Source organism: Flavobacterium agricola, assembly GCF_025919725.1.
GTDB classification, from domain to species: domain Bacteria; phylum Bacteroidota; class Bacteroidia; order Flavobacteriales; family Flavobacteriaceae; genus Flavobacterium; species Flavobacterium agricola.
Genome location: NZ_CP081495.1, coordinates 1,345,884 through 1,367,285, shown reverse-complemented (window position 1 = coordinate 1,367,285; position 21,402 = coordinate 1,345,884). Strand labels below are relative to the sequence as shown.

The window sequence follows — 21,402 nt, the reverse complement described above, 5'->3', positions numbered from 1 at the left end:
ATGAAATTAAAAAAAATAAACGATAACCTACAACAAGCCTTGATTGAAATGGGTTTAACCGAACCCAACGAAATGCAACGCGAAACCTGGAGCACCATAAAAAGCGGTTCAGACGTTGTTGTAGTTTCAGGCCCACAATCGGGTAAAACAACAACCATGGCTATTAATGTTTGCCAAAAACTACAAAAGCCATTCGAGCAATCTCCACGTGCGCTAATTATTGTTTTAGATCGTGAAAAAGCTTTAGAAACCGAAGCCATTTTTAAAGAAATGTGCAAGCACAGCGGGCTACGCGTATTTATGACACACGATAAAACAGATTTAGACGACGATAAAAATCAAATTTCAGTAGGAATTGATATTTTGATCGGAACACCGTTGCGTTTAAACGAAATGTTCGGTTCTGCCGGATTCGATGTCAACCAACTTAAAATGTTCATTATCGACGATTGTGATTTGTTGCTAAAAAGCCGTTTTGAACCCAAATTAATTCGCTTGTCCGATGCTATTGGTAAAACCCAACGTTTATTTTTTGCGCAAAATATAACCGAACGTTTAGATTTTTTAGCTGATCGAGAAATGATTGAGCCGTATTGGTTTGATATGGACGCCGACGAAGAAGATGAAGCATATTTTGACGATGAAGATTTTATGGATGAAACATCTGATGAAACAGAAGCATAAGTTAAGCTGCCTTTTTAGGTAGCTTTTTTTATTTTCGGTATAAAAATTGTGATATAATTAATTAAATACTATACAGCATGGAAATTAAACACGAAAACAACACAAAAAACGGTATATTTAAAGCTTATATTGATGATGATTTTGCAGGCGAAATGACATATACGTGGGCAGGAAACACCAAATTTATTATTGATAGCACACATGTTGCCGAAGGTTATAACGGACGCGGCGTTGGTAAAGAGTTACTAACTGCTTTAATTAATTATGCACAAGCTAATAATTATAAAATTTTGCCATTATGTCCCTTTGCAAAAGCACAGTTTGATAAGCATCCAGAATATAACCAATTGTTATTTTAATAAAAAGTAATGAAGCAAGAATATATAGATTTAGATATTGTAAAAAATTTAATTACAAATAGATTTGAATTAGAAGTTAACGGATTTACTGCTTTTATTGATTTTAAAGAATCTGGTTCAGTAATTAAGCTAATTCATACAGAAACTGCTCCTGAATTAGCAGGGCTTGGTGTTGCAAAAGCTTTAATTTTAAAGACATTGAAATACATAGAACAAAATAATTTCACGTTAATGCCCATTTGTCCTTTAGTTTTTGCTTACATTAAAAAAAATTCAGAATGGAAAAGAATTGTTGATGCAAATTTTGTAGGCATTGAAAATTTATAAATCAATTTTTCGATTCAATTTTAAATAAACGAATAAGCTTAACATGCAGAAATCCCTATAAACATTGTTTAAAGGGATTTTTTATAAGTATTTGTCAGGTTTTATTTTATGTAACGACTATATAAAAAAATAACGAAGATGGAAACAAAACAAATTACGCTAGGCGGTGGTTGCTTTTGGTGCACCGAAGCTATTTTTAAAGAAACCGAAGGTGTTTTATCTGTAACAAGCGGTTTTAGCGGAGGTTTTATTAAAAAACCAGCTTATCGTGAAGTTTGTACGGGTAGAACGGGCCATGCTGAGGTTGTTCAAATTACATACAATCCTGAAGTTATTGGTTTGCAAGATTTGGTTGCCATTCATTTAGTAACCCACAATCCTACTACATTAAACGCTCAAGGAGGAGATAAAGGCACGCAATATCGCAGTATTATTTTTTACAATACCGAACAAGAAAAAGAAATTATTATTAATCAGCTTATCAATTTAGAAGAAATATTTGATGCACCCATAGTAACCGAGGTAAAACCTTTTGTTGCTTTTTATCCTGCTGAAATTGAGCATCAAAACTATTATGCCGAAAATACAGAAGCTAGATATTGTCAATTAGTTATTGCACCTAAGTTAGAAAAATATCGAAATTTAAAACTTCAATTAAAAGGTTCAGAATAGAAAAAAAATAAAATTAACGCTGAAAAATATTTACAAAAACTCCAACGTTATATTGTAGTTTCTGGTCTTAATGCAGATGCACCAACTTGCCCTTACTAACATCTTAAAAAATGGGTAGGATACGATTTGTTATAAAAAAATTACGTTAGTTTTACTGCATCTATTTTTAAAAAATTAGTTACCGAAAATGAACAAACTATTTGTAACCTTAAATTTTAAATTATGCTAAATTGGAATTCAATTATACATTTTGTTACTTCTGGTAATCCTGCGCCGAGCAAACGAGTAGAAAAAACAGAGAAAGAATGGGAACAACAACTTACTCCCGAACAATTTTATGTAACCCGTAAACACGGTACCGAACGTTCTCATAGTAACGATTTATGCCGTAGTTTTGATCCGGGAATTTATGCCTGTGTTTGTTGTGATAATTTGTTATTTGATGCGACAGAAAAGTTTGAATCAGGTACAGGCTGGCCAAGTTTTACCCAACCTATTCAAGAAAATAGCATCAAATACATTAAAGATGTTTCATATGGAATGGTTCGTGTAGAAACGCAATGTAATGTTTGCGATGCCCATTTAGGACACGTTTTTCCTGATGGACCCGAACCTAGCGGTTTGCGTTATTGCATGAACGGAGAAGCTTTAGTTAAAATTAAATCAAACTAGATTATATTAATTCATAGGTTATTATTTATAAAACAAAACCTCAAGCATTGCTTGAGGTTTTGTGATTTAAAAGGATTGCTCCATTTTTATTTTTATTTCATTAAAGCACGGGTTGTTTATACTACCTTCGTGCGTATGTTGTGTGGCTTCAGGAACCTTAAAAGTTCCGTTTTCAATTTGTTCTGCTACCAATTTGTACGCATCACGAAACGGAATTCCACTAACCACCATTTCATTTAGCGTATCAACCGTAAACGAATATTTGTATTTTGGATCTTCAAAAATAGTTTCGTTTACCGTAATATCTTTAAGTGCATGATGTGCCATGCTTAAACATGCTTTTAAGTTTTGAATGGCCGGAAACAAACCTTCCTTTAAAATTTGCATTTCACGGTGGTAACCGCTTGGCAAATTGTTTGTAATTAATGTTAATTCGTAAGGTAAGGCCTGAATTTTATTTGCTTTTCCGCGTAGCAATTCAAAAATATCTGGGTTTTTTTTATGCGGCATAATGCTCGAACCGGTTGTTAGGTGAGCAGGCAGCCTCATAAAATCGAAATTTTGAGAAAGGTACAAGCAAACATCCATTCCTAATTTAGATAAGGTTCCAGCAACGCTAGCCATAGCAAAAGCTGTTGTTTTTTCAGCTTTACCGCGCGACATTTGTGCAGCAACTACATTATATTTTAATGTACTAAAACCTAAGTTTTGAGTCGTTTCTGTTCTGTCAATCGGAAACGAACTTCCGTAACCAGCGGCCGAACCTAAAGGATTTTGATCTATAACCTTATAAGCTGCATTTAGCATGGTAATATCATCAATCAAACTTTCGGCGTAAGCAGAAAACCACAAACCGAACGAGGATGGCATGGCAACTTGCAAATGCGTGTAACCTGGTAATAAAACGTTTTGGTATTGCGCTGCTTTTAGCATCAACAAATCAAAAAGTTCTTTTACCAAACTTTTAATTTCGGTAATCTCATCTTTTAAAAACAAATGCACATCAACTAAAACCTGATCGTTTCTAGAACGTGCGGTATGTATTTTTTTCCAGCTTCACCAACTTTTTGCGTTAAATCGTATTCAATTTTAGAATGTACATCTTCAAAATCATCTTCAATAACAAAATTACCAGCTTCTATTTCTGTTAAAATTTCAGCTAATCCAGCCAATAAAATATCGCGTTCTTGTTCTGTAATTAAACCAACCTTAGCCAACATTTTAGCATGGCCTATGTTGCCTAAAACATCATATTTGGCTAATAAAACATCTAATTCTCTGTCATTTCCAACGGTAAAATGTTCAATCTTTTTATCAGTCGGAATGCCTTTTTCCCATAATTTCATAATTGTGAGCTTTATTTTTGTAGAAGAAAATCAGATAACATGTTGATGTAAATCTGAATTCCTTCTTCAATTTCATGTAAATAAATAAATTCGTCCGCGGTATGTGAGCGAGGTGAATCGCCCGGCCCCATTTTTAACGACTGACAATATAATACCGATTGATCGGAAAGGGTAGGAGAGCCGTATGTAGTTCTACCCTAACTGAATACCTGCCTGAACCAACGGATGATTTTTTGCAATAGCCGATGAATTTAAATTTAACGAACGCGCTTTAACTTCAACTTTATCTGAATTTACGTGTTGTTGAATGATTTGATATAATTCAGAATTGCTGTATTTGTCGTTTACACGTACATCTACCACCAAATGCGTATCTGCTGGTACTACGTTATGTTGTTTACCTGCATTAATTTGGGTAACCGTCATTTTTACGGGGCCTAAAATGTCAGAAACTTTTTCAAACGTAAAATCTTTAAACCATTCAATAACCGGTAATGTGTTATAAATTGAATTATCCGAATTGATGTGTGCTGCGTGCGATGCGGTACCTTTTACGGTTACATCTAAAACCAACAAGCCTTTTTCGGCAATAGCCAATTGCATTTGTGTAGGTTCGCCTACAATGGCAACATCTAATTTGGGTAAATGTTGTAAAACCGAGTTTAAACCGTGTTTACCACTGCTTTCTTCTTCAGCAGAAGCAACCATTACAATATTGTGAGATAAATTTTTTTGTGAATAAAAATAAGTAAACGTTGCAAGTAAAGAAACTAAAGCACCACGCCGCATCGTTACTGCCTAAACCAAAAAGTTTCCCATCTTTTACAAAAGTATCAAACGGATTGTTGGTATAAGCGGTGTTTGGGTTTACCGTATCATGATGCGAATTAAGTAATAAGGTTGGTTTGTTAGCATCAAAATGTTGGTTATAGGCCCAAACGTTGTTATTTTCTCTTTCAAACGGAATAAGGTTTTGTATAAACCATTGCTCAAGTAAAAGCGCTGTTTGATCTTCTTCAGAAGAAAAAGATGGGGTTTGAATTAAATTTTTTAAAAGTTCAATTGCTTCTGTAGTTAGTATCTCAATGGATTTCATTTCCAGTGTTTTATAAACGTATGCACGTTCGTTTTACATTCGAGTTGTTTAACGCTTTAGGTAAGCCAATTTGAATTTCGTTTACCTCGTTTTTTAAGGCGTAAAAACAATTGTCTAATTTAGGAATCATACCAGAATGTATAGCATTTTTTTGCTTTAAATCGGCATACAATTGTGCATTCAAATTTTGTATCACAGTTTCCTCATTTTCAACATCTTCTAGTACTCCAAGTTTCTCAAAACAATAAAAAAGTTTAACCTGATAATATTTTGTCAGTGCAATTGCAATTTCTGAGGCTATGGTATCGGCATTGGTGTTTAATAATTGCCCGTTTTCGTTGTGTGTAATGGCACAAAAAACCGGAATACAATTTTGCTGTAATAAGTTATGAATAAACGGTGCATTTACCTGCTGTACATCGCCAACAAATCCAAAATCTATTTCGGGATGTACGCGTTTGGTAGCTAAAATGCTATTACCATCGGCTCCGGTTAAGCCAATAACAGAATTACCTAAAGCCGAAAGCTTTGCTACTATATTTTTATTTAATAAACCCGCATATGTCATGACAACAATATCTAACATAGCTGCATCTGTAATGCGACGGCCGTTTACTAAAGTTGCCTCAATGCCCAATATTTTTGCCATTTCGGTAGCATCAGATCCGCCACCGTGCACAATAACTTTAGGACCTGTAATAGAACTAAAATCTTGCAACAATTGGTTTAGCGCTTCGGGATTATTTAAAACCTTACCGCCAATTTTTACAACGGTAAGTTGGGATTTATTTTGCATTTTCTAGAATTTGAGTTAAAATAGCTTGAGCCGCATAAGTACGGTTGTTTGCTTGTTCAAAAACAATAGAATTTGGTCCGTCTAAAACCTCGTCTGCAACAACTTGGTTACGACGCACGGGTAAGCAATGCATAAATTTCGCATTATTTGTTAACTCCATTTTTTTATTGGTTACCATCCATTTTTCATCACGCGATAAAATGGCACCGTAATCGGTAAAACTACTCCAGTTTTTGGCGTAAATAAAATCAGCATCTTTAAAGGCTTCATCCTGATCGTAAATAATTGTTGCTCCTTGTGTAACTTCTGGATTTAGCTCATATCCTTTTGGATGCGTAATAACAAAATCAACATCAGCCTTTAGCATCATTTTTGCAAATGAATTAGGCACAGCATGTGGTAAAGCTTTAGGATGCGGCGCCCAAGTTAAAACAACTTTAGGGCGTGCGGTTTGCTTTTGTTCTTCAATCGTTAAAATATCGGCTAACGCTTGTAACGGGTGCTCGGTTGCACCTTCTAAGCTTACCACTGGCACGGTAGCATATTTAACAAAGCTATTAATAACATGTTCAGCTAAATCTTTTTCTTTATCAGTCAGTGTAGGAAAACTGCGAATGGCAATAATATCGCAATATTGAGAAACAACTTGTGCTGCCTCAATAATATGTTCTGATTTGTTGCCGTCCATAATTGCACCTTCTTCAAATTCTAACGTCCAACCTTCATTATTTAGGTTCATAACCATAGCATTCATGCCTAGGTTTTGAGCCGCTTTTTGGGTAGATAAACGCGTGCGTAAACTTGGGTTAAAAAACAACAAACCAATGGTTTTGTTTTCGCCCAATTGTTTGTTGCCGAAAGGATTTTTTTTGATTGATTTTGCCAATTCAACCAACGCGTTTACGTTTTCTATTTGATCTACTGATGTAAAGTTTTTCATGCTAAATAATTAATTATTTAAGTTTGCCAATGCCTTTTTTAAGCCGTTAAAAAAGAAATCGATATCTGTTTTTGTAATTCCTAATGGAGGTAAAATGCGTAATAAATTTTTTTGCGATGCACTACCCGTAAATATGTTTTGCTCTAAAATTAATTTTTTGCGAAGGGCAGCAATATCAAAATCAAAAGCAATTCCTAACATTAAACCACGGCCTTTAATGGCAGTTATTTCAGAAAATTCTTTTGTTTTTTCTGTAAAATACGCATTCATTTCGTTTACGTTTTGCATTAAATTTTCGGCTTCAATAGTTTCTAAAACCGATAACGCTGCTGCACATGCTAAATGGTTTCCACCAAAAGTTGTGCCCAATAAACCGTGAGATGCTTTAAAAGTTGGAGCAATTAAAATTCCGCCAATCGGGAAACCGTTGCCCATGCCTTTAGCCATTGAAATGATATCGGCTTCTATATTATGATATTGATGCGCAAAGAATTTTCCTGAACGTCCGTAACCCGACTGAATTTCGTCTAAAATTAAAACAGCATCGTATTGTTTGGTTAAAGTTCGTAATTGCTGAAAAAATTCGGTTGTACCTTGATCTAAACCACCAACGCCCTGAATGCCTTCAATAATTACACAACAAACATCGCCTTTAGCTAATTCTTGTTCTAGCGCAACAGCATCGTTTAAAGCTAAAAAAACAACTTCGTGATTGGCATTTAATGGCGCAACTAAAGATGGCCCGTCGGTTGCTGCTACAGCCGCTGATGTACGTCCGTGAAACGATTTATGAAAGGCAATAACTTTTTTCTTTTTATTATGAAAAGATGCTAGTTTTAATGCGTTTTCATTGGCTTCGGCTCCAGAATTACATAAAAATAAATTGTACTCTGAATATCCTGAAGCTTGTGCTAATTTTTCGGCTAAAGCTTCTTGAATTGGGTTTACAATAGAATTAGAGTAAAACCCTAATTTTGCTACCTGGTTTTGAACTGCTTTTACATAATTTGGATGCGCATGTCCGATTGAAATAACGCCGTGTCCGCCGTAAAAGTCTAAATATTCATTGCCTTTATCGTCCCAAATTTTAGCATATTCGCCTTTTACCGGAACAATATCATATACTGGATATACGTCAAATAAGTTTTTCATAATTGGTCATCGAAACCTAAAAGTTTCCTGATTTTAAATTTAAACCTGTGTTTTCAGGTAATCCAAACATTAAATTCATGTTTTGAATAGCTTGTCCTGAAGCTCCTTTTACTAAGTTGTCAATAATTGAGGTAATTAGTAAATAATCACCGTGTTTTTCTAACGAAATAATGCATTTGTTGGTTTGTACCACTTGTTTTAAATGAATTGGTTCGGTAGTTACATGCGTAAAAGGTTCGTTTTTGTAATAATCTTGGTACCATTTTAAAATGGTATCTAAATCCTGATTTACTTTGGTATATAAGGTTGCAAAAATACCACGTGTAAAATCGCCACGATTAGGTATAAATAGCAACGGTTGATTAAATGTGCTTTGCGCTTTTTGTAAACTTTCTGTAATTTCACCAATATGTTGGTGGTTAAAAGCTTTATAATGCGACATGTTGTTGTTGCGATAGCTATGATGCCCTGTTGCCGAAGGTTTTACGCCTGCCCCCGTGCTTCCGGTTGTTGCATTAATATGTAGTTCGTTTTGTAATGTATTATGAATGGCTAATGGCAATAATGCCAATTGAATAGCTGTTGCAAAACAACCCGGATTGGCAACAAACTGCGCGTTTTTAATTTTAGCTTTATTTAATTCTGGTAACCCGTAAACAAAATTTTTATGTTGCCATACCGCATCTTTATTTAAGCGAAAATCATTGCCTAAATCAATTATACGGGTGTGAGAAGCAAAGGCGTTCTGAGATAAAAAATCTATAGATTGACCATGACCTAAGCATAAGAACACTACATTAACTTCTGGGTTAATTGTATCAGTAAAAACTAAATCTGTTTCGCCGAACAAATCTTGATGAACCGTTGTAATGGGTTTACCAGCATTTGTAGTTGAATAAACAAAGTCGACTTGTGCGTTAGGATGGTTTTGAATGATGCGAAGCAATTCGCCTGCGGTATATCCAGAACCTCCTATGATTCCAACTTTAATCATATTTTAATTTATTTACGTTTGAGTAAATTTTTTGTGCGTTACCTAAAATTTTAATAAAGCCTTTCGCATCATCTGCTGTCCAAGCATTGTTCATTTCGCCATATTGACCAAATTCTGAGTTCATTAAATCAAATTCAGATTCAATTCCATCTAAACTAAAATGATACGGTTGCAGCGTAACAATAACATCGCCAGTTACCGAAGTTTGGGTAGATTGTAAAAAATCTTCGATGTTACGCATTATTGGATCTAAAAATTGACCTTCGTGAAATAACATACCATAAAAATCGGCTAACGATTGTTTCCAATGCAATTGCCATTTAGAAAGCGTGTGTTTTTCTAATAAATGATGTGCTTTAATGATAATTAATGGTGCAGCAGCTTCAAACCCCACACGGCCTTTAATACCAATAATGGTATCACCCACATGCACATCACGTCCAATTGCGTATTGTGAAGCAATATTTTCTAACGCTATAATGTTTTGAGTTGGTGTATTGGCAACGCCGTTAAAAGCAACTAATTCTCCGTTTTTAAATGTTAAACGTACCTTTTCTGAGCCTTCTTTTTGTAATTGAGACGGATAAGCTTCGCTTGGTAATGGTTGGTCAGAAGTTAAAGTTTCTTTACCACCAACCGATGTTCCCCAAATACCTTTGTTGATAGAATATTGCGCTTTTTCCCATGAATAATTCACACCTTTGCTTTGTAAATAAGCAACTTCTTCCTGACGTGATAATTTTAGATCACGAATAGGCGTAATAATTTCGATTTCTGGTGCAATGGTTTGAAAAATTAAATCGAAACGAATTTGATCGTTTCCAGCACCTGTAGATCCGTGAGCAATAGCAATTGCACCGTTTTCTTTAGCATATTTAATAACTTCTAAAGCTTGAAAAACACGTTCAGCACTTACCGAAAGCGGGTAGGTGTTGTTGCGTAATACGTTTCCAAAAATTAAATATTTGATAGCTTTTTCGTAGTACTTTTCTACAATATCTAAATTAGCATGTTTTGCACTACCTAATTCATACGCTCTTGTTTCAATAGCTTGTAATTCGGCTGCATCAAAACCTCCGGTATTAATTAATACGGTATGTACTTCGTAACCTTGGTCTTGTAAATATTTTAAACAATATGAGGTATCTAAACCACCGCTGTATGCTAAAACTACTTTTTTCATGTCAAATTATTTTTTAAGGAATAATGCTTTTTTTATGTTTTTTAAACGTTCTAAAACCTTTTTATTAAAGGTATAATTTGGTGCAACGGGTTCTCCGTTTTTAATTTGTTTGCGTTGCTTTGCCGGATCAAACAACATGCCTGTGCACAAGCACATTTTGTTTTCTTTACGGGTTAAAATATCAAAATTCACGCAAGTTTTGCATCCCGCCCAAAACGCAGGATCGTCGGTTAATTCAGAAAATGGAACCGGATGATAACCTAAATCCGAATTTATTTTCATAACAGCTAAGCCCGTTGTAATACCAAAAATTTTTGCTTCTGGGAATAGTTTTCTAGAATAATCAAACGTAAACGTTTTAATTTCTTTTGCTAATCCGTCTTTTCTAAAATCAGGGTGAACAATAAGCCCCGAATGTGCAACGTACTTGCCGTGCGACCAAGTTTCTATATAACAAAAACCAGCAAACTGACCGCTTTTGGTAAGCGCAATAATAGCTTGTTGTTGGTCAATTTTTTTCTGAATATATTCAGGAGTACGTTTGGCAATACCAGTACCTCTAACTTTCGCAGATGCTTCAATCGTATCAACGATTTCTTGTGCGAAACAATAGTGCTCAGGCTGAGCAACCATAATTTTTACATCCATTACAGATAATAAATAAATTGTTAACTTAAAAAATTGAATGGTATATTATAAGGTACTTCTAACAACATAATTGAGAGAAGAATAACTTTATTGTAGATAAAGAAAACTTTAACTACTGTCTAATTATCGCGTACCGGAATAAAATTTGTGTGGAAAATATGTTTGTAAGAATAGCTCCATGAAGATGGGCTATATTTAGGAAATTGTTCACTTCAAAAAATTAAATAAGTTAACCAACGGACTTTATAGATATAAAGAGGAAGTGCATAATCAAAAAACTATTTTTGAATTATGCTAATCTTGTCCGCGACTGTAGGTTACTATTTAATACTAAGTGTTTCACGCTGCAAATATAGAAATAAAATGAATTAAAAATTTTATTTTTTATTTTTTAATAGAATTTAACATTTAAGCCTGCTAATATTACCATTATTTAAGTGCCAAAACAGTATAAAAATTCATTATTTTGTGTAAATTTGACAATAACTATTTTTATAATAATACTTATGCAAAGAGACGAATTAATTTTTGATTTAATTTTAGACGAAAAAGATAGACAAATTAATGGTTTAGAATTAATTGCTTCAGAAAACTTTGTATCAGAACAAGTTATGGAAGCTGCTGGTTCTGTTTTAACAAATAAATATGCTGAAGGTTACCCAGGTAAAAGATATTACGGAGGATGTGAAGTTGTAGACCAAGTTGAACAAATTGCTATTGATAGAGCAAAAGCATTATTTGGTGCAGAATATGCAAACGTACAACCGCACTCGGGGTCTCAAGCAAATACAGCTGTTTTTGCAGCTTGTTTAAAACCAGGAGATAAAATTTTAGGTTTTGATTTATCTCACGGTGGGCATTTAACACACGGTTCTCCAGTAAACTTTTCTGGTAAATTATACAATCCGGTATTTTATGGGGTTGATCCAGAAACAGGTGTTTTAAACTACGATAAAATTCAAGAAATAGCTACTAAAGAGCAACCAAAAATGATTATTGCTGGTGCTTCTGCATATTCTCGCGATATGGATTTTAAACGTTTCCGCGAAATTGCTGATTCAGTTGGTGCTATTTTAATGGCAGATATTTCTCACCCAGCAGGATTAATTGCTAAAGGTTTAATGTCAGATCCAATTCCACATTGTCATATTGTTACTACAACCACGCACAAAACATTACGTGGGCCACGTGGCGGAATGATTATGATGGGTAAAGATTTTGAAAACCCATGGGGAATTAAAACACCAAAAGGAGAAACAAGAATGATGTCGGCTATTTTAGACGGATCTGTTTTCCCTGGAAACCAAGGTGGACCATTAGAACATATTATTGCAGCCAAAGCAGTTGCTTTTGGTGAAGCACTTTCTGATGAGTTTTTTGCTTACGCATTACAAGTTCAAAAAAATGCAAAAGCTATGGCAGCTGCATTTGTAAAACGTGGATATAACATTATTTCTGGAGGTACAGACAACCACATGATGTTAATTGACTTACGAAATAAAGATATTACTGGTAAAGATGCAGAAAAAACTTTAGGTAAGGCTGAAATTACGGTAAACAAAAACATGGTTCCGTTTGACGATAAATCACCATTTACAACTTCAGGAATCCGTATCGGAACTCCAGCAATCACAACTCGTGGTTTGGTAGAAGCTGATATGGAAGTTATTGTTGAGTTTATTGACCGCGCGTTAATGAATGCTAACAATGATGAGGTTTTAGAACAAATTGGAGATGAGGTAACTGAATTTATGGGAGAAAGACCATTGTTCGCTTACTAATCATTACTTATAAAATGTAAAAAGCTCGAAATTAATTTCGAGCTTTTTTTATTTGTTATGCGGATTAAAAACCATAGTGCCAGACAAAATTTGTTCTGAAACTTTTAAGCTATCAAACTGAAAAATAGTTTGATGTTGTTTAGATGCGTATTTTGCAACCACATCAATATAATAACTTCTGCCCGGAACTACAGCAATTTTTTTAGTAATTAAATTATTCTCAGGCTCACGGTGTTCATTAATTATTTTTTCAATTCCACTGTGTACTTCTACCAATTTGGTAATTAATGCATTTTCATTAAAATGATTAATAATATTATAGGTATAATTCAATTCGACAACTTGTGCTGACGGACGAATAATATAACGCATAATTATTTCTGCCGGAAATTGATTTGCATCCGACCAAATCGGATTTACCTCTACAAACGATTCTTCACAAAGTTTACAAATATCTTTTTCCGACTTTAATAACCATTGATTTACTAAGTTTTTATGTGGCATGGCTATTTCTGAAACCGAATTAAAGTTTTTTAAAACCAAAACGTTTTCAAAATCACTATCTGCAATATAAGCCCCCGTTTTTTTTAAACCAGCGGTGTTTTGCGCCAGTAATGGCAAACAAACAAATAAAGCCAAACAAACAAGTACAATCCTTTTCATATTTTCAAACTCCTAATTGTATTACAATAAATTTTATTAACCGCCTATATTTATCTATATAACGATATAATTATGGGTTGAATTGCATTTTTAGTTGAGTTTATTTTAATCTAAAGAAACAAAAGCTAAAAATAGATTTTTGTCATTTTAAATTGCCATAATAAAGAGTAAATTTGTACCAAACATTTAGCAACAAACCCAAAATGACCACACAACAACTTTTAGAACAAATTAAAACCAAAAAATCATTTCTTTGTATTGGTTTAGATGTAGATTTAGATAAAATTCCTACTCATTTATTACAATATGAAGATCCTATTTTTGAATTTAATAAAGCCATAATTGATGCAACCCATCATTTAGCGGTTTCTTATAAACCCAACACGGCTTTTTACGAAGCTTATGGCATTAAAGGTTGGCAAGCATTAGCAAAAACAATTGCTTATATAAACACCAATTATCCAGATATTTTTACTATTGCCGATGCTAAACGTGGCGATATTGGTAATACATCAAGCATGTACGCAAAAGCTTTTTTCAAGATTTAGCATTTGACTCGGTTACGGTAGCACCTTATATGGGTAAAGATTCGGTAGAACCTTTTTTAGCGTTCGAGAATAAGCATACCATTTTATTGGCTTTAACTTCAAATCAAGGTGCTTTTGATTTTCAGACGCAAACCGTAAACCATTCTCAATTATATAAACAAGTTTTAGAAACCTCAAAAACTTGGCAAAACAGCCACAACTTAATGTATGTAGTTGGAGCAACCAAAGCCGAATATTTTGCAGAAATTCGTAAAATAGTACCGAACAACTTTTTATTAGTTCCTGGTGTTGGGGCACAAGGTGGTAATTTAGCCGATGTTTGTAAGTTTGGTTTAAACGAACAAGTAGGATTATTAATTAATTCTTCTCGCGGAATTATTTATGCATCTCACGAAATCGATTTTGCAGATAAAGCAGTAACTGAAGCTAAAAAGATGCAACACGAAATGGAACAAATTTTACAAGCCCACAATATTATTTAATTATGAAACAGGTTACCGATCAATTAGGAAATAACTTTACCTTTGCCGAAACGCCTAAACGTATTATCAGTTTAGTACCTTCGCTTACCGAGTTGTTGTATGAAATGGGATTAGAAAATGAAATAATTGGCGTAACCAAATTTTGCGTGCATCCGTTTCATTTTAAAACAACTAAAATTAGCGTAGGCGGAACAAAACAAGTAAATTACGATAAAATAGAAGCTTTACAGCCCGATATTATTATTTGTAATAAGGAAGAAAATACGCAAGAAATGATTGAAGCCTTGCGCAAAATATGCCCAAACGTTTTTGTGACTGATATTATAACCATTCAAGATTGTTTGGATGCTATAGAAACTTTAGGAGTTATTTTTAACAAACGTACCAATGCCAAAAAAATAATCGATAAAATTATTTTTGCACACGATGATTTTCAGGAATTCATGAAAAATCGTGAACCTCAAAAAGTAGCTTATTTTATTTGGGCAACCCCGTATATGGCTGTTGGACGAGATAATTTTATCAACTCCTTATTAAAGCTAAATAAGTTTCAAAACATATACGAATCGCGCGACGAGCGCTACCCCGAAGTTATTATTCAAAAGTTGCGTATTCAAGGCGATCCAGATATTGTATTTTTACCATCAGAACCTTTTCCTTTTAAAGATGAACATGCATTTGAATTAGGACGACATACCCATCATGCACAAGCTATTTTTGTAGATGGTGAAATGTTTTCTTGGTACGGAAGCCGCTTAATTAAAGCTTTTGATTACTTTAAACGTTTGCATTTACGAATGGATTTAGAATAAAGAAACGCATCATATTTTAATATGATGCGTTTTTTTTTTTTAACTAACCCTAACTAAATGAGAAACTATGAAATTACTCTTTTATTACACAACAAAGTTGCAACTTTTTTTTGTTACGTGTTGTTAACACAATGTTATTTGTATGTTATTAGAAATCAAAATATTATACAATAATATTAGTAGGTTTTTACTGCGTTTTATAATGTTAAATTTCTATTAATTTGCAATATTAGCCCGGTTTTTGTAGTTAGCATAGGTACTAACTTATAAATAAAGAGCAGTATGGCACAAAATTCTAAAATTACAACCAATGCTGGTTGTCCTGTTGGAAAAGATCAGTACGAAAATTCTCAAACCGTAGGAAGCAGAGGCCCAGTTTTATTGCAAGATTTTTTCTTGCACGAAAAACTAGCACAATTTAACCGCGAAAGAATTCCGGAGCGAATTGTACATGCAAAAGGTTCTGGTGCTTTTGGTAAATTTGTAGTAACCAATGATATTTCACAATATTCACGTGCCAAAATATTTAATAAAGTAGGTAAAGAAACTAAAATGTTTGCTCGTTTTTCTACCGTAGGTGGCGAAAAAGGTTCGGCTGATACGGAAAGAGATCCACGAGGATTTGCACTTAAATTTTATACTGAAGACGGAAATTGGGATGTGGTAGGTAATAACACACCGGTGTTTTTTATTAAAGATGCTAAAAAGTTTCCAGATTTTATTCATACACAAAAACGAGATCCGCGTACCAATTGCAAATCTGCAACTATGATGTGGGACTTCTGGTCGTTAAACCCAGAGTCGTTGCATCAGGTTTTAATTTTAATGTCCGATCGTGGTACGCCTAATGGATTTCGTTTTATGCACGGTTATGGCTCGCATACCTTCTCATTAATTAATGCAAAAAACGAACGTGTATATGTTAAGTTTCATTTCCGTTCTGCTCAAGGAATTAAAAATTTTGATGGTCCAACGGCCGAAGCGTACCGTGGCATAGATCCGGATTATGCACAAAGAGATTTAGTTGAAGCTATTGACAGAAAAGAATACCCGAGATGGAATGTTTTTATTCAGGTTATGACTTTAGAACAAGCTAAAAACTTTGCATGGAATCCATTTGATGTTACTAAAACTTGGTCACAAAAAGAATATCCGTTAATTGAAGTGGGGTATTTTGAATTAAATGAAATACCTGCCAATTATTTTAGAGATGTAGAACAAGCTGCATTTGCGCCAACAAATGTTGTTGATGGTGTAGGTTTTTCTCCTGATAAAATGCTACAAGGGCGAATTTTATCGTACCCCGATGCACAACGTTACAGAATTGGATCTAATTATCAAGATTTGCCTGTTAATGCATGTCCGTATATGACAAACAGTTACCATCGTGATGGTGCAATGAAGTTTACTGATAACGGAGGTTCACAACCTAATTATTTCCCTAATTCATTTGATGGAAATTATCAATCGGATGATCATAAAGGTTTAGCTTACGAATTAGATGAAGCTACGGTAGCTTATTTTGACAGAAATTCTGGTGGAAAAGGAGATGATGATCATTACACACAACCGGGCATTTTATTTGATCAAGTTATGGATGCGCAAGCCAAACAAAATACAGTTAATAATATTGTTGCAGCTATGTCTGGAATTGATGGTCCTAAAAAAGATGAAATTGTTATGCGTCAGTTGTGCCATTGGTTTAGAGCATCTAAACATTTAGGTACTGAAGTTGCTAAAGGATTAGGCGTTGATGTTTCAGCTTTTGTAAATAAATAGAAAAGTAAATAAAAAAAGAGAGCAAATGCTCTCTTTTTTTATTTTTTAGTAAACTGTGCCATATAAAATCCGTCAAAACCAGATTCTGAAGCCAGTACTTTAATATCTTTTTCAAATTTAAATTGTTTGCCAGCTTCTGTAGCTAAAAACTTTTCAACTTGTTGTTGATTTTCAGAAGGCAAAATAGAACAAGTTGCATAAACCAATTTACCACCTGGTTTAACAATTCGTGAATAGCTTCCTAAAACTTCAGCCTGTACTTTTCTGATATTATCAATAAACTCAGGTTGCAATTTCCATTTGCTATCCGGATTACGTTTTAAAACACCTAATCCGCTACATGGCGCATCAATTAAAACGCGATCTGCTTTTTCAATTAATTTTTTAATGGTTTTTGTACCATCAATTACACGCGGTTCTATATTATGAACGCCGTTGCGACGTGCACGTAATTTTAATTGATTTAATTTGCTTTCGTATAAATCCATGGCAATTATTTGCCCTTTGTTTTCCATTAACGAAGCTAAATGTAACGTTTTACCGCCTGCACCTGCGCACGTATCAACCACGCGCATTCCTGGTTCAACTTCTAAAAACGGAGCAACCATTTGTGAAGATGCATCTTGTACTTCAAACAGACCGTCTTTAAATGCTTGCGTCATAAATACATTTGCACGTTCTGGTAAAACTAATGCATCTGAATATTTAGCATCAAATTCTGTTTTAATATCCTGATCCATTAAAATGGCTCTCAATTTTTCTTTAGTTGTTTTTAAGCGGTTAACACGTAAAACAACTTTAGCTTGTTCGTTTTGAGCATGAATTTCTTTGGTCCAAAGCGGTTCTCCTAATTCTTCAATGCCTACTTCATCCATCCAATCAGGAATAGATTCACGGTATTTTCTAATTTTAGAAAGCTCATCAAAACGTCCTTTAATTTTGCGTTCTGGCGTTTCTTCAAAATATCTCCAATCGGGTAATTTAATTCCGCGTAATACAGCCCAAACCGCAAACATTTTCCATACGTTATCACGCGTGTAATGTTCTTTTACATCTGCAATTTCAGAATACAAACGTTTCCAACGCACCATTTCGTAAATGGTTTCGGCAACAAATTTTCTATCGGCACTTCCCCAACGTTTATCTTTTTTTAGTGCTAACGCAACAACTTTATCGGCATATTGATTTTCGTTATAGATCATCATGATCGAATCTATAACAGTAAATACTAAGTTTCTATGCAGTCTCATATAAATTATTTCAGCTTACAAAGATAGTAATTATCTATACATGTTATTATCTATATTTACTAATAAATTCTGATGGCGTTTCTTTAAAATGTTTTTTAAAGATGCGCGAAAAATAGGCATAATCTTCATAACCCAAATGGTATGCAATTTCTGCTAAACTTCTTTTTTGGTAAATAATTTCACGTTTCGCTTCTAAAAGTACACGGCTTAAAATGTAATCGGTAGTAGTTTTACCTATTACATTTTGGCAAATGCGATTTAAATGTTTAGACGAAACATTAAGTTTTTCGGCATAAAACGCTGCCGATTTTTCTTGCTTAAAATGCATTTCTACCCAATGCTGAAAATCTTTAAATTGTCTTAAATAGGTATGTTTTGTTGTTGTTTCGGTATGAATGTCTGCTAAATATTTGCGAGCACATTCTATATAAATAAGTTGTATAAGAATTAATATTTTCTCGGATTTTAATAAGTTATTTTCAACTCCTTCTTTCAATAAATGTTGAAAAAGATTTTTAAAATAAGAAACTTTGTTGTTTTCTAAATACAAATAGGGATGCGTAGTATTATAATTAAAAAACGGATAGCTCTGAATATGATTGCGCGCAAAATCTTGCTCGAAAAAAGTTTGGGTATGAAAAAAAATGTAACCAGAAACATCGTCCGATAAATTCCAGCTATGTACTTGGCCCGGGCTTAAAAAAAAGATGCTGCCTGGTTTTACCTCAAACGTTTCAAAATCTATTTCGTGCGTGCCTGTTCCGGTTGTAAAAATAACGGTTACATAAAAATCGTGTTTATGTGGACGATCGATATGTGCGTGTGCATTTACTAAATGATTTTGTAAGGTATTTACGTAAAAATCACTTACTAAATTGTTGTTGTTAAATTGAGCTATGTTAAGTACATGAATGTTTTTCATGTACTAAAAATACAAAAATGTCCGTTTTATGCAAAAAAAAATACCGCATTATTTTTTGCGGTATTGTTCTAATAACTTTTGTCTAAAATCGTCCTCAGCTTTTTTGAGGTTTACAATTTTTTTGTACGATACGGTGTTACCCAATTCTTGATTTAATTCTGATTTAATTTCAAAAATTTTCTTTTCGCAATCATCGGCAATGTTAATGTATTTTTTTGCATCTGCTTCTAAAATTTCATTTTGTTTCTTGCCTTTAATGTAATCGCTATATGCTTTATATCTAATTTTTTTAATGTCGTATATTTTATTTTCTGCGGCGTTATAAATGGGCCAAAACTTAGCAGCTTCGTCCGAGTTTAAATCCAATTCGGTAGTAATAAAAGCAATTTTTAATTGTTTTATTTTTTCGCGTTTGTTTTCGTTATTCTGAGCGAACACAAAAGCAGGAATAAGTAAAAATAAGAATATAATTTTTTTCATAATTAATCGTAATCTAAATGAGAATAGTAGCCCATGTCAATCGAAACGTATTCGTAAATGTCTTGTTTGTTTAAAATGGTTTCGGTTAATTCTTGAATATCTTCGTCGGTAAAATTCTGATAAATTTCGTCAGAAGTTGTGTTTGATATTAAATAGGTTTCTAAAAAGTTGCTATCTAATTCGTTTTGTTGCTGATTCCAAAATAAAAGCAATCCGCCAACCAATAAAACACAAGCTGCTACGCTGTTGTATAACCATAATTTACTGAAACCAAGTTTTTTTATTGGTTTTTCAGTATTCTGATTCAGTTTTGCTAAAATAACATCTTCTAAATTATCAAAATAATTTTCGGGTGCCTGAAAACCAGATTCAATTTTTTCGTTATGTAAGTTAAATGGTTTCATATCTATATATTAGACAATTAGAATAGTAAAAGGTTTAATCGGAATTAAAAAAAGTTTCTATTTTTTTTACAGCCAAATGGTAAGATGCTTTAAGCCCGCCAACTGACGTATTTAAAATTTGTGCAATTTCCTCGTATTTTAAGTCCTGAAAATATTTCATGTTAAATACTAGCTTTTGTTTTTCTGGCAAAGTATTTATGGCTTGTTGCAGCTTGCGTTGTACTTCATCGCCATCAAAATATAAATCGCTGTGTAAATTTGTTGCTGCGCTTTCGGTAATTTCGTCGGTTTGCAATCCGTTTTTACGTGCTTTGCTGTTTAAATGGTTTAAAGCTTCGTTAGTTGCAATGCGATACAACCAAGTACTTAATTTACTTTCTTGATTAAAGGAATCTAGGTTAGAAAAAACTTTAATAAACGTATTTTGCAACACATCATCCGTATCGTCGTGATTGAGCACAATATTCCGAATATGATGGTACAGCTGCACTTTATAAAGGCCAATAAGTTTTTTAAACGCTTGGTTTTGCGTTTTAGGGCTTAAAAGTTCGTTTATAAATTGTTTTTCGTTCTCCTGCATTTCAAAAACTAAATTACAATTTAAAATGTGTTTGTAAAGTTTTTCTGTTGTTTTTTCACTTTTATTAAATGCATTAATAAGCTAGATTATGAGTTTTATGTGTGCTTTTGTTTTAAATTTGCAAGAAACACAACTTATTGCATTATGGTTAAAACTGTTATTTTTGATATGGATGGCGTTATTATTGATTCGGAACCGGTTCATAAATACGCCTATTACAAGCATTTTGATGAATTAGGAATTGAAGTAAGCGACGAAATGTTTGCAACCTTTACTGGTAATTCTACCAAAAATGTATATCAAAAATTAAAAAACACCTTTAATATAGAAACAGATGTAAACGAATTGGTTTTACGTAAACGTTTTTTGTTTAACGAAGCTTTTGATACCAAAGAAGATTTGTATTTGATTGATGGGGTAGAAAAATTAATTGTTGATTTGTACCAAAATGGTTTTGAACTTATTTTAGCATCATCAGCATCAAAAGGTACTATTGCTCGCGTTTTTAATCGCTTTAACTTAAACCAATATTTTACGCATAAAATTTCGGGCGAAGATTTTGTACGATCAAAACCAGATCCAGCTATTTTTGTTCACGCCGCTAATTTATCCATCCATCCTAAAGAAGCTTGTATTATTATTGAAGATAGCACCAATGGGGTAGAAGCTGCTGTTGGCGCCGAAGTTTTTTGTTTGGGTTATACCAGTGCAAATTCTAAAAAACAAGATTTATCTAAAGCCAGTGCTATTGTAACCGATTTTAACGCTATTGATGCGGCTTATATTAAAAATTTAAAATAAATAAAAGTGCGAATTACCCAAGTTATTCCTT

21 protein-coding genes and 3 pseudogenes are annotated in these 21,402 nt (G+C 33.6%); 10 read left to right on the top strand and 14 right to left on the bottom strand.

The window, feature by feature from the left end:
- From K5I29_RS06860 to msrB, 5 genes are all read left to right on the top strand, one after another.
- Complete coding sequence (locus tag K5I29_RS06860; RefSeq protein WP_264431900.1) at window positions 1–684, top strand: DEAD/DEAH box helicase; 684 nt, start codon at window positions 1–3, stop codon at window positions 682–684.
- A 77-nt stretch (window positions 685–761) separates the two neighbouring features.
- Window positions 762–1,043, top strand: coding sequence for a GNAT family N-acetyltransferase (locus K5I29_RS06855; RefSeq protein ID WP_264431898.1), 282 nt, complete (start codon window positions 762–764; stop codon window positions 1,041–1,043).
- 9 nt (window positions 1,044–1,052) lie between these two features.
- Window positions 1,053–1,370 (top strand): GNAT family N-acetyltransferase, encoded by a 318-nt coding sequence (locus K5I29_RS06850; RefSeq protein WP_264431897.1) that lies wholly within the window; start codon window positions 1,053–1,055, stop codon window positions 1,368–1,370.
- A 138-nt stretch (window positions 1,371–1,508) separates the two neighbouring features.
- Window positions 1,509–2,042 carry a peptide-methionine (S)-S-oxide reductase MsrA gene (msrA, locus tag K5I29_RS06845; protein WP_264431895.1) on the top strand — a complete coding sequence of 178 codons (534 nt, stop codon included), beginning with the start codon at window positions 1,509–1,511 and terminating at the stop codon, window positions 2,040–2,042.
- Between the two features lie 222 nt (window positions 2,043–2,264).
- Window positions 2,265–2,714 (top strand): peptide-methionine (R)-S-oxide reductase MsrB, encoded by a 450-nt coding sequence (gene msrB, locus K5I29_RS06840; RefSeq protein WP_264431893.1) that lies wholly within the window; start codon window positions 2,265–2,267, stop codon window positions 2,712–2,714.
- Window positions 2,715–2,780: 66 nt separating this feature from the next.
- Here the strand turns inward: msrB and argH are convergent.
- From argH to K5I29_RS06800, 8 genes and pseudogenes are all read right to left on the bottom strand, one after another.
- A pseudogene (gene argH, locus K5I29_RS06835) lies at window positions 2,781–4,060 on the bottom strand (argininosuccinate lyase).
- Between the two features lie 11 nt (window positions 4,061–4,071).
- Window positions 4,072–5,156, bottom strand: a pseudogene (locus K5I29_RS06830) (M20 family metallo-hydrolase).
- Window positions 5,157–5,166: 10 nt separating this feature from the next.
- Entirely contained in the window at window positions 5,167–5,952 is a 786-nt protein-coding gene (argB, locus tag K5I29_RS06825) for an acetylglutamate kinase (RefSeq protein ID WP_264431891.1), read from the bottom strand.
- Window positions 5,942–6,892 (bottom strand): N-acetylornithine carbamoyltransferase, encoded by a 951-nt coding sequence (locus tag K5I29_RS06820; RefSeq protein WP_264431889.1) that lies wholly within the window; start codon window positions 6,890–6,892, stop codon window positions 5,942–5,944. The genes argB and K5I29_RS06820 overlap by 11 nt, the downstream gene beginning before the upstream one ends.
- Window positions 6,893–6,901: 9 nt before the next feature.
- Window positions 6,902–8,044 (bottom strand): aspartate aminotransferase family protein, encoded by a 1,143-nt coding sequence (locus tag K5I29_RS06815; protein WP_264431888.1) that lies wholly within the window; start codon window positions 8,042–8,044, stop codon window positions 6,902–6,904.
- 16 nt (window positions 8,045–8,060) lie between these two features.
- On the bottom strand, window positions 8,061–9,038 hold the full coding sequence (gene argC, locus K5I29_RS06810) for an N-acetyl-gamma-glutamyl-phosphate reductase (protein WP_264431885.1): 978 nt from the start codon (window positions 9,036–9,038) through the stop codon (window positions 8,061–8,063).
- On the bottom strand, window positions 9,031–10,221 hold the full coding sequence (gene argG / locus K5I29_RS06805) for an argininosuccinate synthase (RefSeq protein ID WP_264431883.1): 1,191 nt from the start codon (window positions 10,219–10,221) through the stop codon (window positions 9,031–9,033). The genes argC and argG overlap by 8 nt, the downstream gene beginning before the upstream one ends.
- Window positions 10,222–10,227: 6 nt before the next feature.
- Entirely contained in the window at window positions 10,228–10,869 is a 642-nt protein-coding gene (locus tag K5I29_RS06800) for a GNAT family N-acetyltransferase (protein ID WP_264431881.1), read from the bottom strand.
- Window positions 10,870–11,375: 506 nt separating this feature from the next.
- Between K5I29_RS06800 and glyA the strand changes: the two genes are divergently transcribed.
- The gene (gene glyA / locus K5I29_RS06795) at window positions 11,376–12,650 is read left to right on the top strand and encodes a serine hydroxymethyltransferase (protein WP_264435140.1); all 1,275 of its coding nucleotides are present in this window, start codon (window positions 11,376–11,378) and stop codon (window positions 12,648–12,650) included.
- Window positions 12,651–12,698: 48 nt separating this feature from the next.
- On the opposite strand, the gene K5I29_RS06790 is transcribed toward glyA, so the two are convergent.
- Window positions 12,699–13,313 carry a hypothetical protein gene (locus K5I29_RS06790; RefSeq protein WP_264435139.1) on the bottom strand — a complete coding sequence of 205 codons (615 nt, stop codon included), beginning with the start codon at window positions 13,311–13,313 and terminating at the stop codon, window positions 12,699–12,701.
- Between the two features lie 203 nt (window positions 13,314–13,516).
- On the opposite strand from K5I29_RS06790, the pseudogene pyrF reads away from it, so the two are divergent.
- From pyrF to K5I29_RS06775, 3 genes and pseudogenes are all read left to right on the top strand, one after another.
- Window positions 13,517–14,343: pseudogene (pyrF, locus tag K5I29_RS06785) on the top strand (orotidine-5'-phosphate decarboxylase).
- 2 nt (window positions 14,344–14,345) lie between these two features.
- Window positions 14,346–15,155 (top strand): ABC transporter substrate-binding protein, encoded by an 810-nt coding sequence (locus K5I29_RS06780; protein WP_264435138.1) that lies wholly within the window; start codon window positions 14,346–14,348, stop codon window positions 15,153–15,155.
- Between the two features lie 282 nt (window positions 15,156–15,437).
- Complete coding sequence (locus K5I29_RS06775; protein ID WP_264435137.1) at window positions 15,438–16,934, top strand: catalase; 1,497 nt, start codon at window positions 15,438–15,440, stop codon at window positions 16,932–16,934.
- Between the two features lie 38 nt (window positions 16,935–16,972).
- Here the strand turns inward: K5I29_RS06775 and K5I29_RS06770 are convergent, their stop codons facing one another.
- Genes K5I29_RS06770 through K5I29_RS06750 form a run of 5 tightly spaced genes read right to left on the bottom strand, consistent with a single transcriptional unit; the run spans window position 16,973 to window position 20,570 of the window.
- The gene (locus tag K5I29_RS06770) at window positions 16,973–18,184 is read right to left on the bottom strand and encodes an RsmB/NOP family class I SAM-dependent RNA methyltransferase (RefSeq protein ID WP_264435136.1); all 1,212 of its coding nucleotides are present in this window, start codon (window positions 18,182–18,184) and stop codon (window positions 16,973–16,975) included.
- Between the two features lie 46 nt (window positions 18,185–18,230).
- The gene (locus K5I29_RS06765; RefSeq protein ID WP_264435135.1) at window positions 18,231–19,106 is read right to left on the bottom strand and encodes an AraC family transcriptional regulator; all 876 of its coding nucleotides are present in this window, start codon (window positions 19,104–19,106) and stop codon (window positions 18,231–18,233) included.
- A gap of 48 nt (window positions 19,107–19,154) precedes the next feature.
- Window positions 19,155–19,586 (bottom strand): sensor of ECF-type sigma factor, encoded by a 432-nt coding sequence (locus K5I29_RS06760; RefSeq protein ID WP_264435134.1) that lies wholly within the window; start codon window positions 19,584–19,586, stop codon window positions 19,155–19,157.
- A 2-nt stretch (window positions 19,587–19,588) separates the two neighbouring features.
- Window positions 19,589–19,990, bottom strand: a complete 402-nt coding sequence (locus K5I29_RS06755; protein WP_264435133.1) for a hypothetical protein — start codon at window positions 19,988–19,990, stop codon at window positions 19,589–19,591.
- Window positions 19,991–20,024: 34 nt separating this feature from the next.
- Window positions 20,025–20,570, bottom strand: a complete 546-nt coding sequence (locus K5I29_RS06750) for an RNA polymerase sigma factor (RefSeq protein WP_264435132.1) — start codon at window positions 20,568–20,570, stop codon at window positions 20,025–20,027.
- 144 nt (window positions 20,571–20,714) lie between these two features.
- On the opposite strand from K5I29_RS06750, the gene K5I29_RS06745 reads away from it, so the two are divergent.
- Window positions 20,715–21,371 carry an HAD family hydrolase gene (locus K5I29_RS06745; RefSeq protein WP_264435131.1) on the top strand — a complete coding sequence of 219 codons (657 nt, stop codon included), beginning with the start codon at window positions 20,715–20,717 and terminating at the stop codon, window positions 21,369–21,371.
- The last annotated feature ends 31 nt before the right edge of the window (window positions 21,372–21,402 follow it).

Bases quoted from the DNA above. Each gene is read 5' to 3' on its own strand.
- K5I29_RS06860 (WP_264431900.1), top strand. From the start codon at position 1: ATGAAATTAAAAAAAATAAACGATAACCTACAACAAGCCTTGATTGAA.
- K5I29_RS06855 (WP_264431898.1), top strand. From the start codon at position 762: ATGGAAATTAAACACGAAAACAACACAAAAAACGGTATATTTAAAGCT.
- K5I29_RS06850 (WP_264431897.1), top strand. From the start codon at position 1,053: ATGAAGCAAGAATATATAGATTTAGATATTGTAAAAAATTTAATTACA.
- msrA (WP_264431895.1), top strand. From the start codon at position 1,509: ATGGAAACAAAACAAATTACGCTAGGCGGTGGTTGCTTTTGGTGCACC.
- msrB (WP_264431893.1), top strand. From the start codon at position 2,265: ATGCTAAATTGGAATTCAATTATACATTTTGTTACTTCTGGTAATCCT.
- argB (WP_264431891.1), bottom strand. From the start codon at position 5,952: ATGCAAAATAAATCCCAACTTACCGTTGTAAAAATTGGCGGTAAGGTT.
- K5I29_RS06820 (WP_264431889.1), bottom strand. From the start codon at position 6,892: ATGAAAAACTTTACATCAGTAGATCAAATAGAAAACGTAAACGCGTTG.
- K5I29_RS06815 (WP_264431888.1), bottom strand. From the start codon at position 8,044: ATGAAAAACTTATTTGACGTATATCCAGTATATGATATTGTTCCGGTA.
- argC (WP_264431885.1), bottom strand. From the start codon at position 9,038: ATGATTAAAGTTGGAATCATAGGAGGTTCTGGATATACCGCAGGCGAA.
- argG (WP_264431883.1), bottom strand. From the start codon at position 10,221: ATGAAAAAAGTAGTTTTAGCATACAGCGGTGGTTTAGATACCTCATAT.
- K5I29_RS06800 (WP_264431881.1), bottom strand. From the start codon at position 10,869: ATGGATGTAAAAATTATGGTTGCTCAGCCTGAGCACTATTGTTTCGCA.
- glyA (WP_264435140.1), top strand. From the start codon at position 11,376: ATGCAAAGAGACGAATTAATTTTTGATTTAATTTTAGACGAAAAAGAT.
- K5I29_RS06790 (WP_264435139.1), bottom strand. From the start codon at position 13,313: ATGAAAAGGATTGTACTTGTTTGTTTGGCTTTATTTGTTTGTTTGCCA.
- K5I29_RS06780 (WP_264435138.1), top strand. From the start codon at position 14,346: ATGAAACAGGTTACCGATCAATTAGGAAATAACTTTACCTTTGCCGAA.
- K5I29_RS06775 (WP_264435137.1), top strand. From the start codon at position 15,438: ATGGCACAAAATTCTAAAATTACAACCAATGCTGGTTGTCCTGTTGGA.
- K5I29_RS06770 (WP_264435136.1), bottom strand. From the start codon at position 18,184: ATGAGACTGCATAGAAACTTAGTATTTACTGTTATAGATTCGATCATG.
- K5I29_RS06765 (WP_264435135.1), bottom strand. From the start codon at position 19,106: ATGAAAAACATTCATGTACTTAACATAGCTCAATTTAACAACAACAAT.
- K5I29_RS06760 (WP_264435134.1), bottom strand. From the start codon at position 19,586: ATGAAAAAAATTATATTCTTATTTTTACTTATTCCTGCTTTTGTGTTC.
- K5I29_RS06755 (WP_264435133.1), bottom strand. From the start codon at position 19,990: ATGAAACCATTTAACTTACATAACGAAAAAATTGAATCTGGTTTTCAG.
- K5I29_RS06750 (WP_264435132.1), bottom strand. From the start codon at position 20,570: ATGCAGGAGAACGAAAAACAATTTATAAACGAACTTTTAAGCCCTAAA.
- K5I29_RS06745 (WP_264435131.1), top strand. From the start codon at position 20,715: ATGGTTAAAACTGTTATTTTTGATATGGATGGCGTTATTATTGATTCG.